Raw genomic sequence first — 12249 nt, forward strand, 5'->3', positions numbered from 1 at the left:
CCCGATCGGTCAACCGGCGGGGCTATAGCTGGTGGGAGGCGGCGAGGGTGCCGGTCCTCCCGCCGGAGACGACATAATGACCAGCAAGCTCACCGACATGCAGCTCGTCCTTCTCGCCACCGCGTGCCAGCGCGAAGATGGAAGCCTGCTGCCGCCGCCGGCCACGCTCGGCGAGCAGGCGGCACGCATCCGCCGCGCGGTGACCGCGCTGATCAAGCGGACCTTCGCCAGCGAGTGCGAGATGGCCGACACGGCCAAGGCGTGGCGCGAAGAGGGCGATCGCCACATCGGCGTCATCATCACCGATGCCGGCCGCGCGGTCATCGCTGCAGAGCAGCCGGAGGCGACGCCGGGTACTTCGAAGACCGGCACGGAAAGCACTGCAGAGCCAGAACCCGCCACCGCTGCCGCCGAGTCGCCGGTCCAGCGCACCGGCACGAAGCAGTCGCTGGTGCTCGACCTACTCCGGCGCGAGGACGGTGCCAATATCGACGACCTCATGGCCGCCACGGGCTGGCTGCCACACACGACGCGGGCGGCCCTGACCGGGCTGCGCAAGAAGGGCCACGCGATCATGCGCGTCGGCGAGAGCGGCGCCTCGCGCTATCGCCTCGAGGCGAACGCTTGATGGCCGCGCGCTCCGATCCACCGCTGGCCGAGCTCTCGACCATGTCCGCAGCCCAGCTGCGCGCGGCATGGGCGGCGCAGCATGGCAGTGAAGCGCCACGCCTACCAGCCGGCCTGCTGCTGCGCGGTCTCGCCTACCGGCTCCAGGAGAACAGGGCAGGGGGCCTGTCCAGTGCCACCATGCGCCAGCTGAAGCGGGCGGAAGAGGGCGATTCGGCTTCTCCAAAACGCGCGCTTGGTCCCGGCGCGCAGCTGGTGCGGACGTGGCACGGTCGCACGATCATGGTGACGGTCGAAGCAAACGGCTATCGGCTCGATGGCCGGACGTATCGCTCGCTCAGCCACATCGCCCGCGAAGTCACGGGCGCAGCATGGTCCGGCCCGCGCTTCTTCGGCTTGACCGACAAGAGGAGAACCTGATGGCGCGGGCGAGGAAGCCGGTGCCGCTCCGCACCGGCAACGTTCGCTGCGCGATCTACACCCGCAAGTCGACCGAGGAAGGGCTGGACCAGGAATTCAACAGCCTCGATGCGCAGCGGGAAGCGTGCGAGGCCTATATCCTCAGCCAGCGGCACGAAGGCTGGACGCTGGTGCAGGAGCGCTATGACGATGGCGGCTTCTCCGGCGGCAGCATGGAACGGCCGAGTCTGAAGCGCCTGTTGGCCGACGTGCAGGCTGGCAAGGTCGATGTCATCGTCGTCTACAAGGTCGACCGGCTGACCCGCGCGCTGTCGGACTTCGCCAAGATCGTCGAGATCCTCGATGCGCGGGGCGCCAGCTTCGTCTCGATCACGCAGGCGTTCAATACCACCACCAGCATGGGACGGCTGACGCTCAACGTGCTGCTCTCCTTCGCCCAGTTCGAGCGCGAGGTGACCGGCGAGCGCATCCGCGACAAGATCGCCGCGTCCAAGAAGAAGGGCATGTGGATGGGTGGCCCGGTGCCACTCGGCTACGAGGTGCGGGACAGGAAGCTCATCGTGAACGAGACCGAGGCCGAACTCGTCCGCCACATCATGCGCCGCTACCTCGCGCTGCCCTCGGTCAAGGCGCTGGTCGAGGAACTGGCGGCCGATGGCCACCGCACCAAGCTGCAGGTGCGTGCCAGCGGCCCGCATCGCGGTGGCTGCCCGTTCCGCCGCGGTACGCTCTACCATCTGCTCGCGAACCGCATCTATCTTGGCGAGATCGTCCACCACGGCGTCGCCCACCCCGGCGAGCATCCCGCCATCGTAGCGCAGGAATTCTGGCAGCAGGTACAGGGAAGGCTCGCCAGTCGCGGCCCCGGCATGCTGACGGGCCGCAGCGGCACGCGCCGCTCTGCACTGGTCGGCTTGCTGCACGATGGCCTTGGCCGGGCCATGACGCCAAGCCATGCGACCAGGGGCAGCCGGCGCTACCGCTACTACGTCACCCGTGACCCATCGACGGACGAACCGGCGTGGCGTGTCAGCGCCTGCGACGTCGAACGGCTAGTAGACGAGCGGGTGCGGACCTTGCTCAGGGACCGCACCCGCATCATCCGACTTGCCGTCACAGTCGATCCGCGCCGCGCCGGGCAGACCGCCGATGCAGCACTACGGATCGCCAACGAGCCGTCCGTAGTGGCCCAGGCCGGAGCCATGGGGATAGAGCGCATCGAGCTTTACGAGGATCGCCTCGATATCATCATCCGCGAGCGCGACCTGCTCCGCCGCTGCGGGATCGAAGCCAGCGAAGAGCATCATGGGCAAACAAGCATCAGCATCGCAGTCGAGCGGGTGCGTCGTGGTCACGAGGTCCGGCTGGTTATACCCGGCCCGGACGATGCACCACCGCTCATCCACCAGACCGACCCGAAGCTCGCCACGCTCGTCAGCGAAGCCATCGACCTGCGGGAAGCGGTGCTGAGCCGGCCGAACACATCCTTCGCTGGCATCGCCGCAGAGCTCGGTAAGTGCCGCAAGCATATGGCGCGACTGTTGCCGATCGCTTGGCTCGCACCCGACATCGTCAAGGCGATCGCGCAAGGTACGCAGCCCGTTGAACTCACAGCGAAACGGCTGCTTGCGATGGAGCTGCCGACGGACTGGACGGAGCAACGCAAGCAGCTCGGGTTCGTCTGAACCCAATCCTCACGAACCAGGAGCCGCGCCGGGACGCGCCCTTTGTCGTTCCATCGGCTGTCAGCGGGCGGCGGCCTGCGCACGCAAATAATCACACATAGAAATCAACCCCAACCACAGAGGTTTTGGGGTCAAAGTTTTCCGAACTGAGACGGGGCCGGGAAAGAGGCCTGCTACGCCACCAGCAGAGACCGGTTTGGTCCCAAACCGCAAACCGCCTCCTGCAAAGCCCCGGAAAGTCGGGCACAATCTCGACCGTAGCCGAAACTCTCCAGATCCCAGAATATGTCAGGACTGTTTGGTGCGGTCGAGAAGACTCGAACTTCCACGGCCTTTCGGCCACAACGACCTCAACGTTGCGCGTCTACCAGTTCCGCCACGACCGCACGTGTAACCGGGCTGCGGGCCCGGCGATCTGGTGTGGCGCGCACCTAACAGACGATCGGCGGGTCTGCAACAGCCTTCGAGGCGGGCGGAACTCCGCTCGCCCCGCCCCGTTCCTGCCACCGACCGTCGTCCGGGCGCAGGCCCGGTCCGGGAAGGAACCAGGAGAAACCACATGTTCAATCGCATCATCCTAGCCGGCTCGGCCGCTATCCTCGCCCTCTCGGCGCCCGCGATGGCGCAGATGGCCACGCAGACCACGGGCATGGCCACCTCGGCCGACGTAGGGGTCGAGCCGATGGCCGCGATCCCGGCCGGCGACTATGTTAAGATGGCCGCCGCATCCGACCAGTATGAGATTCAGGCCGCGCGCCTGGCGCTCACCAAGAGCTCGCGTCCCGACGTCAAGAGCTATGCCCGGATGATGATCGAGGCGCACACCGCCTCGTCCAAGACGCTGATGGCGGCGCTGAGCAACAGCGAGCGCAAGATCGCGCGTCCGTCGACGAAGCTCGATACCGAGGGTGCGTCCAACATCTCGCTGCTGCGCAAGGCGCCGAAGGGCGGCTTCGACAATCTCTATCTGACGCAGCAGACCCAGGCGCATCAGAAGGCGTGGGCGCTGCACAAGGGCTATGCCCTGAACGGCACCGATCCGGCGCTGAAGCAGGTCGCCGCCGGCCTGGTGCCGACGATCGAGCAGCATCTGGCGCAGGCCAAGGCGCTGACGCCCGCCGGCATGGCCGGCTGATCCGCCGCCACGAGCCGACCGGAGAAGGGCGCGCGGAGCGATCCGCGCGCCCTTCTCAATAGAGGAACATCGGCATGTCCTCGATCCGCATCAGCTTGGCGCGGTAGCTCGCCGGATCGTAGAGCGCCGGCACGTCGACCTTCTTCGTGCCGCCGAGCAGCGTCTCGATCGGCACGTGGCTGTACTTGCCGGCGGACAGGGCGACCATCCGGCCGGTGCGCCCGCTCTGGATCAGCTGCACGGCCAGGCCGCCGAAGGCGAAGCCCACCATCCGGTCCATCGCGTCGGGCTCGCCCGCGCGCATCAGATAGGCGAGCGACTGGACGACCGTGCCCTGGCGCAGCCGCGCCTCGATGGCGAAGGCCAGGCGGTGGCCGACGCCGGGCTCGTGCCGCTGGGTGGCGGGTTTGGCGAGATCGGCCGGATCGTCCGCCGCGTCGATGTGCGCGCCCTCCGAGATCACGCAGACGGCATAGTTGGCCGGCCGCGACTTCTTGTCGCGGGCCAGCAGCGGCAGCAGCCGGTCGAGATCGACGGGAACCTCGGCGATCACGGTGCGATCGACCTGGGCGAGGAAGCCGGCGAGCAGCGCCGTCTCGCCGGAGCGGCGGCCGAACAGCTCGACCACGCCGATCCGCTCGTGGCTCTCGATCGTGGTGCGCAGCGCGTTGATCGCCTCCACCGATCGGCTGACGGCGGTGGAGAAGCCGATGCAGTAATCGGTGCCGAACACGTCATTGTCCATCGTCTTCGGCACCGAGACGACGGGAAAGCCCAGGCCCGAGAGGTGCGCCGAGAAGCGCAAGGTGCCGTCTCCACCGAGCGTGATCAGCGCATCCACGCCGAGCGCCGCCAGCACCCGCAGCACATGATCCGATCGATCGCCCTCGGCCAGCGTGCGCGGATCGAGGCGGGAGGTGTGGAGGATCGTGCCGCCCATCCGGTCGATCCCCCGCACCGCCTCGCGGTCCAGCGGGCGGGAGTAGGCGGCGATGCTGGCGGGATCGTCCGGATCGATCTTGAGGAAGCCCTCCCACCCTCGGCGGAAGCCGGTGACGCGCCAGCCGAGATCGATCGCCGAGAGCACGACCGAGCGGATGCACGGGTTCAGCCCCGGCACGTCGCCGCCCCCCGTCAATATCCCGATGTGCATCGCCCGCTCCTCCGTTAACGCCGGCCGTGACTAACCGAGGCGGACGCCCTATGTCGCGCGCCATGCGGCCGACGCGACACGAAATCGCCGCCGAGGCGCGGCGCATCCTGGCGCTGGCGTGGCCGGTGATGCTGACCAGCCTCAACTGGACGCTGATGCAGCTGATCGACGTCGCCGTGGTGGGCCATGCCGGCACGACGCAGCTGGGCTTTCTGGCCGCCGGCCGCTCGCTCACCTTCGTCACGATCGTCATGGGGCTGGCGGCGCTCTCCGGCGTGCTGGTCTTCTCGGCACGGGCGGACGGGGCGGGCGATCTGCCCGCGACGGGCGCCTGGCTGCGGCGCGGGCTGCTGTTCGCGCTGGTGCTGGGGTTGCCCTGCATGGCGGTGCTGCTGCTGTTCGCCGCGCCGCTGCTGCACCTGATCGGCGTGCCTGGCGCCATCGCTGCGGGCGGCGCGCCGGTGGCGCGGGCGATGGCGTTCGCCTATCCGTTCCAGTTCGTCCAGATCGCCGCCAGCTATTTTCTGGAGGGCGTCAGCCGCCCGCGCCGGGTGATGATCGTCAACGTCGCCACCCTGCCGCTGAACGCGCTGCTGGCCTGGGCGTGGGCGGGCGGGCATCTCGGCCTGCCGGCGATGGGCGCGGTGGGCGCGGTGTTGGCGACCTCGCTCGTCTCGGCGCTCGGGGCGGCCGGCATGCTGCTGTCCGTCTGGACGCTGCCGGGGGCCGCTGTGCGCACGGTGCGCGATCTCTCGCCGGCGGCGTGGGCGGCGGCGTGGCGCGGCGTGCCGGCGCTGTTCCGCTTCGGCCTGGTGCCGGCGATCGCCTCGGGCCTCGAACTGTTCGGCTTCACCTGGCTGATCGTGCTCTCCACCAAGCTCGGCGCGGTGCCGGCGGCGGCGTTCCAGACGGTGTTCTCGCTACACAATTTCGCCTTCGCGATGGCGCTGGGCTTCGGTTCCGCCGCCGGCGTCAGGGTGGGCAACGCGGTGGGTGCGGGCGAGATCGCGGCGGCGCTGCCGCGCGGGCTGATCGCGGCGGCGCTGGCGGTGGCGGCGATGGCGCTGGTGGGCCTGGTCTTCTGGCTGTTCGGCCCGCTGCTCGTGCGGCCCTTCTCGAACGATCCGGCCGTGGTCCGTCTCACCGCCTCGCTGCTGGTGCTGATGGCGCCGTTCATGTGGTTCGACGGGGTGCAGGTGGTGTGCGTCTACGCGCTGCGCTCGCTCGGCGATCAGGTGGCGGCGGGGGTTAACGGGGTGATCGCCTATTTCGTCGTCACCGGCGGGGTCGGCAGCCTGCTGGTCGCGCGCGGCTTCGGCCCCGCCGCGCTGATCTACGCCTTCATCGCCGGGGTGGTCGCCGCCGCGCTGCTGCAGGGCGGCCGCTTGCTGGTCGTCAGCGGCCGGATGCGGCCAGGCTGAGGTCCAGGTTGCGCGCGCTCTTCGGCACGTCGAGCACGGCGCCGTTGAACTCCACCGAGCCGCCGGGCGCCAGCGTGGCGGCGGGCCGCGCGATCGTCCAGCCATAGACCACCCGATCCTGCGCATCGAGCAGGTTGGCGCGGATGTCCGGCACCGGCTGGGTCGTGTCGGTGGGGTTCACGATCTTGCCGCTGGCGGAGAACAGCTCGTTGCCGCTCGCCATCCGTCGCCGCTCGGTGCCCACCGCCTGGATCAGCAGCGCCGGGGCGTTGGCCGCACTTAGGCCGAAGCGGCGGGCGATATCGGGCGGACCGAAGGCGACGAGCGCGGCGGTCGCCGCCAGCATCGCCAATGCCGCCGCGATGGCGATCAGCGTCCACATCCGCGCGGGGTTGCGGCGCGGCTGGAACGGCGGCTGGTGGGCGTAGGCGTCGTATCGTGACGGGTCGGCATAATCGAGCTCGTCCGCGCCGTACACGTGGCGGGCCGGCTCTGCCGCAGGCTCCGCTGGCGGCTCGGCCGGCGCGACCGGCGACGGCGCGGGCTCGCGCGCGGCGGGCGGCGCCTCGGCGGGCGGCCGCCGGGCGCCGATGGCCGCGACCGAGTCGGGGGCGGGCTGCGCCGCCGCCGGCTCCTCGAACCAGCTGTGCCGGCACGAGGCGCAGCGCACCTGCCGGCCGGACGGACCGATGGCGCTGTCGGGAACGAGGTAGCGGGTGCCGCAAGCCGGGCAGGAAAGGATCATCGCTGGCCCATGCTCGAACGCACTCTCCGGTGCAATGGATTGTGGTTAAACACCTGCCCGCCGACGCTGGCAAGATGTCGGCGACGCAAGCGCCCCCCCGCGGGCCGCGACCTTTACGCCGTGCGCCGGGGCGTGCAAAGCGCGATGGCGGCGGGAGGTCGATGCGGGCGCGATGAGCGGTATCGTGATGTTTCAGGATGTCGGGCTGCGCTACGGCAACGGTGCCGAGACGCTGTCCGACATCAGCTTCAGCCTGGCCAGCGGCGCCTTCTACTTCCTCACCGGCCCGTCAGGCGCCGGCAAGACGTCGCTGCTGAAGCTGCTCTACCTCGCCCAGCGGCCCAGCCGCGGCATGATCCGGCTGTTCGACCAGGATGTCGTCACCCTGCCGCGCGATCGGATGCCGGGCTTCCGCCGGCGGATCGGCGTGGTGTTCCAGGATTTCCGCCTCGTCCCCTATCTCTCCGCCTTCGACAATGTCGCGCTGCCGCTGCGCGTGGCGGGGGTGGAGGAGCATGATCTGGACACCCCGGTGCGCGAGATGCTCGACTGGGTCGGCCTCTCGGCCCGCGCCGAGGCGAAGCCGGCGACCCTGTCGGGCGGGGAGCAGCAGCGCGTGGCGATCGCGCGCGCGGTGATCGGTCGGCCGGAGATACTCGTCGCCGACGAGCCGACCGGCAATGTCGATCCGGAGATGGCCGGCCGCCTGCTCCACTTGTTCGATGCGCTGAACAAGCTGGGCACGACGATCGTGGTGGCGACGCACGACATCCACCTGCTCTCCCGCGTGTCCGGCGCGGGCGTGATCCGGCTGGAGCGCGGGCGGCTGAACGATCCCACCGGCGCGCTGCGCTATCCGCCGCGCGGGAACGCGGCGTGAAGCGGCGGCCGCTGCCCGCCGCCGACCGGCGGCTGCTGCCCGAAGGGTGGCTGAGCGGGCCGATGCCGTGGGTGATCGCGATCATGATGTTCCTCACCGTGCTGGCGGCAGCCGGCGGCCTTGGCCTGCGTGCCGCCGCCGCCGGGCTGGGCGACGATCTCGCCGGGCGGATAACGGTGCAGATCGTGCAGGCCGACGCGGTGAGCCGCGCCACCCAGGCGCAACGCGCGCTGGCGGCGGTCGGGCGGTTGCCGGGCCTGCGATCGGCCGAGCCGGTGAGCAGGGCGGCGATGGGCGCGCTGCTGGAGCCGTGGCTGGGGCCGGAGGGGCTGGGCGAGGATCTGCCGCTGCCGGCGCTGATCGACGTGACCTTCGCCGACGACGCGATCGATCACGCCCCCGCCGTGGCGGCGGCGCTGCGCGGGGTGGCGCCGGATGCGCGGGTGGACGATCACGCCCGATCGCTGGCGCCGCTGACCGGCCTGATCGATGCGCTGAAGTGGCTGGCGCTGGCGCTGGTGCTGCTGATGGCGGCGGCCACCGCATCGGCGGTGGTGCTGGCCGCGCGATCGGCGCTGAACACGCATCGCGCGACGATCGACGTGATGCACCTGCTCGGCTCCACCGACGTGCAGATCGCCCGCCTGTTCCAGCGGCGGATCGCGCTGGATGCGCTGTTCGGCGGCCTAATCGGCCTCGTCTGCGGGCTGGTGGTGCTGATGCTGATCGGGCACCGCATGGGGCAGCTGGGCTCCGAACTGCTCGGCACCGCCGCGCTGCCGGCCGGATCGTGGCTGCTGCTGGCGCTGCTGCCGCTGGCCGGCACGCTGCTGGCGATGCTGACGGCGCGGCTGACGGTGCTCTCCGCGTTGCGGCGAATCCTGTGATCGCGCGGCTGCTCTCGGCGGTCGCCCTGCTGTGGGCGCTGGGCTTCGCCTGGTTCGCCATCGGCCTGCCGGAGCCTGCGCCCGACGCGCTCGTGACCGATGCGATCGTCGTGGTGACGGGCGGGCCGGGGCGGGTGCGGCGCGGGCTGCACCTGCTGGCCGCCGGGCGGGCGCAGCGGCTGCTCGTCTCCGGCGCGGACCGGCGGGTGCGGGCGGGCGAGCTGGCCGCGATCAACGACGTGCCGCCGGCGCTGGTGGCGCAGCGCGTCGATCTCGGCCATGAGGCGGTGGACACCCGCTCGAACGCGGACGAGACGGCGGCGTGGCTGGCGCGCCACGGCTTCCGCACCGTGCGGCTGGTCACGACCGACTGGCACATGCCGCGCGCCCGGTTCGAGCTGGCGCGGGTGGTGGACGGCAAGGTGCGCATCGTGCCCGATGCCGTGCGCAGCGAGCCGGGGCTGATGATCCTGTTCAAGGAATATCACAAATATCTGCTGCGGCGGCTGGCCGCGCCGCTTGGGGTATGAGCGGATGACGGCCTGGGCGCGCACCCTGCTGTTCCGGCTGGTCTTCTACGTCGGCTCGCTGATCGCGGTGCTGGCGGCGCTGGGCCTCGCCCGCCGCAGCGCCCCGGCCGTGCGCCGCCATGCCGAGCGCTGGGTGCGCTTCCACGCCTGGTGCGCGCACCGCCTGCTCGGCATCCGCACACAGGTGGAGGGCAGGCTGCCGGAGGGCGCCGTGGTGATCGCGGCCAAGCACCAGTCGATGTACGAGACGTTCGAGCTGATCCGCCTGCTTGGCGAGCCGGCGGCGGTGCTGAAGCGGGAGCTGATCGGCATCCCGCTGTGGGGCCGGGTGGTGGAGCGGTACGGCGTGATCCCGGTCGATCGCGAGGGATCGGCCAAGGCGCTGCGATCGATGCTGCACGCGGCCCGCAGGGTGGTGGCGGAGGGGCGATCGATCATGATCTTTCCGGAGGGCACGCGGGTGCGGCCCGGCGAGCGGCCGCCGCTGCGCCCCGGCTTCGCCGGCCTCTATCGCGCGCTGGACCTGCCGGTGGTGCCGGTCGCGCTGGACAGCGGGCGGATGTGGCCGCGGCACGGTGCCAAGCATGCCGGCATCGTGACGATGCGCTTCGGCGATCCGATCCCCGCCGGCCTGTCGCGCCTGGAGATCGAGGCGCGGGTGCACGCCGCGATCAACGCGCTGGAGGGGTGAGAGGCCGCCTGGGCGCCCCGGCGATCAGATATGCTCGCGGCCGAAATCGGGCCGGGGATCGTCCTGACCATGCTCGATGATGCTGCGGCGGACGGCGCGGGTGCGGGTGAACAGATCGAACAGCGCATCGCCGTCGCCCCAGCGGATCGCGCGCTGCAGCACCGTCAGATCCTCGCTGAACCGCTGCAGCATCTCCAGCACCGCTTCCTTGTTCGAGAGGAAGACGTCGCGCCACATCGTGGGATCGGAGGCGGCGATGCGGGTGAAGTCGCGGAAGCCGCCGGCCGAATATTTGATGACCTCGCTCTCCGTCACCTCCTCCAGATCGCTGGCGGTGCCGACGATGGTATAGGCGATCAGGTGCGGCAGGTGGCTGGTCACGGCGAGCACCAGATCGTGGTGGCGCGCATCCATGATCTCAACGTCCGCGCCCAGCCGCTCCCAGAAGGTGGAAACGCGCATCACCGCTGCCGGATCGGCGTCTCCGGCCGGCGTCAGGATGCACCAGCGGCGGTGGAACAGCGTGGCGAAGCCGGCGTCAGGCCCGCTCCGCTCGGTGCCGGCGACGGGGTGGGCGGGCACCACGGTGACGCCGGGCAGCATCTCGGCGAAGGCGGCGGCGACGCTGCCCTTGCACGATCCCACGTCGCTGACCACGCAGTCCGCCGGCAGGTCCGCCGCCAGCGCCTCGGCCACGTCGCGCATCGCGCCGACGGGCACGCACAGGATGACGAGATCGGCGTCCGTCACGGCGGCGCCGGCCGTGTCGGCGATGTCGTCCGCCAGATCCAGCGCGCGGGCACGTGCGCGCACGGCCGGATCGGCATCGTGGCCGGTGAGCCGCACCGTGGGCATCTGCGCGCGCACGGCATGGGCGATCGACGAGCCGATCAGGCCGAGCCCGACGATCGCGACACGGGCGAAGGGCAGCATCAGCCGCCCGCGCCGACGATGCGGCGGAGCGCTGCGACCAGCCCGCGCATCTCCTCCTCGGTGCCGATCGTCATGCGCAAGCCGTGCGGCAGGCCCTGGCCCGGCAGCCAGCGGACGATATAGCCCTCGACCATCAGCGCCTTGTAGGCCTGCTCGGCCGTCACCCGCCCTTCGAACAGCACCAGGATGAAATTGGCCTTGGACGGCACGGCGCGCAGCCCGGCATCGGCCATGCCCGCGATCTCGCCCTCGAACCACGCCTTCCAGCGCAGGTTGTGGTCGCGGCTGGCGGCGACGAAGGTGTCATCGCCGATGGCGGCGATCGCCGCCTGCTGGCCGGCGGTGGTGACGTTGAACGGCGCGCGGATCTTGTGCATCGCCGCGATCACCGGCGCCGCGCCGTAGCCCCAGCCGATCCGCTCCGCGGCGAGCCCGTGGATCTTGGAGAAGGTGCGCGTGACGAGCACGTTCGACGTCATCTGCGCCAGCGCGAAGGCGCCGTCGTCGTCGGCCTCCTCCAGATATTCGGCATAGGCCTGGTCGACGACCAGCAGCACCTCGTCCGGCAGGCCGGCGTGCAGGCGGGCGAGCTCGCGGCGATCGGTGTAGGTGCCGGTGGGGTTGTTCGGGTTGGCCACAAACACCACGCGGGTGCGCTCCGTCACGGCGGCCAGCAGCGCGTCCACGTCGGTCGCATAGTCGCGATCGTCCGCCTCGATCGGCGCCGCGCCCACGCGGCGGGCGGCGATCGGGTAGACGGAGAAGCCGTAGCGCACGTAGAGTACCTCGTCGCCCGCGCCGGCGAAGGCGCCGGCCGCGAGATGGAGGATCTCGTCCGAGCCGGTGCCGTAGATCACGCGCGCCGGATCGAGCCCGTATTTCGCCGCGATCGCCTCCCGCAGATCGGCCGCGCTCGCATCGGGATAGCGGTGGAGCGTGCGCTCGGCCGCCTCGAACGCGGCCGTGGCGGCGGCGCCGGTGCCGAGCGGATTCTCGTTGGAGGAGAGCTTGATCGCCTTGGCGCCGCTGTCCGTCGCGGAGCGGCCGGGCACGTAGGGGGCGATCGCATCGATCCAGGGCTTGGGCGCGGGGGCTGTCATGGGCGTGGCCCTTAGCCCAAGGCCGGGCTGTGTGGTAGACAA

The 12249-nt window shown here is 70.7% G+C and carries 13 protein-coding genes and 1 tRNA gene; 9 read left to right on the forward strand and 5 right to left on the reverse strand.

Translation table 11 applies throughout. The features are described 5' to 3' along the window. The first annotated feature begins 76 nt into the window (after window positions 1-76). The 3 genes from GNT64_RS02170 to GNT64_RS02180 are packed head-to-tail and all read left to right on the forward strand — an operon-like array spanning window position 77 to window position 2732. Window positions 77-628: a DUF3489 domain-containing protein gene (locus GNT64_RS02170; RefSeq protein ID WP_156678027.1), complete on the forward strand. Its 552-nt coding sequence runs from the start codon at window positions 77-79 to the stop codon at window positions 626-628. Further along, window positions 628-1047 carry a DUF2924 domain-containing protein gene (locus GNT64_RS02175; RefSeq protein WP_156678028.1) on the forward strand — a complete coding sequence of 140 codons (420 nt, stop codon included), beginning with the start codon at window positions 628-630 and terminating at the stop codon, window positions 1045-1047. Before GNT64_RS02170 ends, GNT64_RS02175 begins: the two co-directional genes overlap by 1 nt. After that, entirely contained in the window at window positions 1047-2732 is a 1686-nt protein-coding gene (locus GNT64_RS02180; RefSeq protein WP_156678029.1) for a recombinase family protein, read from the forward strand. The genes GNT64_RS02175 and GNT64_RS02180 overlap by 1 nt, the downstream gene beginning before the upstream one ends. A gap of 299 nt (window positions 2733-3031) precedes the next feature. On the opposite strand, the gene GNT64_RS02185 is transcribed toward GNT64_RS02180, so the two are convergent. After that, a tRNA-Leu gene (locus tag GNT64_RS02185) sits at window positions 3032-3118 on the reverse strand. 173 nt (window positions 3119-3291) lie between these two features. Here GNT64_RS02185 and GNT64_RS02190 point away from each other — a divergent pair. Further along, window positions 3292-3867, forward strand: coding sequence for a DUF4142 domain-containing protein (locus GNT64_RS02190; RefSeq protein WP_231639196.1), 576 nt, complete (start codon window positions 3292-3294; stop codon window positions 3865-3867). A gap of 55 nt (window positions 3868-3922) precedes the next feature. Here GNT64_RS02190 and GNT64_RS02195 read toward each other — a convergent pair whose 3' ends face one another. After that, window positions 3923-5020, reverse strand: a complete 1098-nt coding sequence (locus GNT64_RS02195; protein ID WP_156678030.1) for a 6-phosphofructokinase — start codon at window positions 5018-5020, stop codon at window positions 3923-3925. A 62-nt stretch (window positions 5021-5082) separates the two neighbouring features. Here GNT64_RS02195 and GNT64_RS02200 point away from each other — a divergent pair, with 62 nt between their 5' ends. After that, on the forward strand, window positions 5083-6441 hold the full coding sequence (locus GNT64_RS02200; protein ID WP_231639198.1) for an MATE family efflux transporter: 1359 nt from the start codon (window positions 5083-5085) through the stop codon (window positions 6439-6441). On the opposite strand, the gene GNT64_RS02205 is transcribed toward GNT64_RS02200, so the two are convergent. After that, window positions 6416-7186 carry a zinc-ribbon domain-containing protein gene (locus GNT64_RS02205; protein ID WP_156678031.1) on the reverse strand — a complete coding sequence of 257 codons (771 nt, stop codon included), beginning with the start codon at window positions 7184-7186 and terminating at the stop codon, window positions 6416-6418. The genes GNT64_RS02200 and GNT64_RS02205 overlap by 26 nt on opposite strands. Window positions 7187-7358: 172 nt before the next feature. Here GNT64_RS02205 and ftsE point away from each other — a divergent pair, with 172 nt between their 5' ends. Genes ftsE through GNT64_RS02225 form a run of 4 tightly spaced genes read left to right on the forward strand, consistent with a single transcriptional unit; the run spans window position 7359 to window position 10174 of the window. Continuing rightward, window positions 7359-8066 carry a cell division ATP-binding protein FtsE gene (gene ftsE, locus GNT64_RS02210; RefSeq protein ID WP_156678032.1) on the forward strand — a complete coding sequence of 236 codons (708 nt, stop codon included), beginning with the start codon at window positions 7359-7361 and terminating at the stop codon, window positions 8064-8066. Beyond that, window positions 8063-8953, forward strand: coding sequence for a cell division protein FtsX (locus GNT64_RS02215; protein WP_197277247.1), 891 nt, complete (start codon window positions 8063-8065; stop codon window positions 8951-8953). Before ftsE ends, GNT64_RS02215 begins: the two co-directional genes overlap by 4 nt. Next, the gene (locus GNT64_RS02220; protein WP_156678033.1) at window positions 8950-9483 is read left to right on the forward strand and encodes a YdcF family protein; all 534 of its coding nucleotides are present in this window, start codon (window positions 8950-8952) and stop codon (window positions 9481-9483) included. The genes GNT64_RS02215 and GNT64_RS02220 overlap by 4 nt, the downstream gene beginning before the upstream one ends. 4 nt (window positions 9484-9487) lie before the next feature. After that, window positions 9488-10174, forward strand: coding sequence for a lysophospholipid acyltransferase family protein (locus GNT64_RS02225; protein WP_156678034.1), 687 nt, complete (start codon window positions 9488-9490; stop codon window positions 10172-10174). A gap of 24 nt (window positions 10175-10198) precedes the next feature. Here the strand turns inward: GNT64_RS02225 and GNT64_RS02230 are convergent, their stop codons facing one another. Next, window positions 10199-11107, reverse strand: a complete 909-nt coding sequence (locus GNT64_RS02230; RefSeq protein ID WP_156678035.1) for a prephenate/arogenate dehydrogenase family protein — start codon at window positions 11105-11107, stop codon at window positions 10199-10201. Beyond that, window positions 11107-12207, reverse strand: coding sequence for a histidinol-phosphate transaminase (gene hisC / locus GNT64_RS02235; protein WP_156678036.1), 1101 nt, complete (start codon window positions 12205-12207; stop codon window positions 11107-11109). Before hisC ends, GNT64_RS02230 begins: the two co-directional genes overlap by 1 nt. Window positions 12208-12249 lie beyond the last annotated feature (42 nt).

The organism is Sphingomonas profundi, assembly GCF_009739515.1.
In the GTDB taxonomy this organism is placed as follows: domain Bacteria; phylum Pseudomonadota; class Alphaproteobacteria; order Sphingomonadales; family Sphingomonadaceae; genus Alterirhizorhabdus; species Alterirhizorhabdus profundi.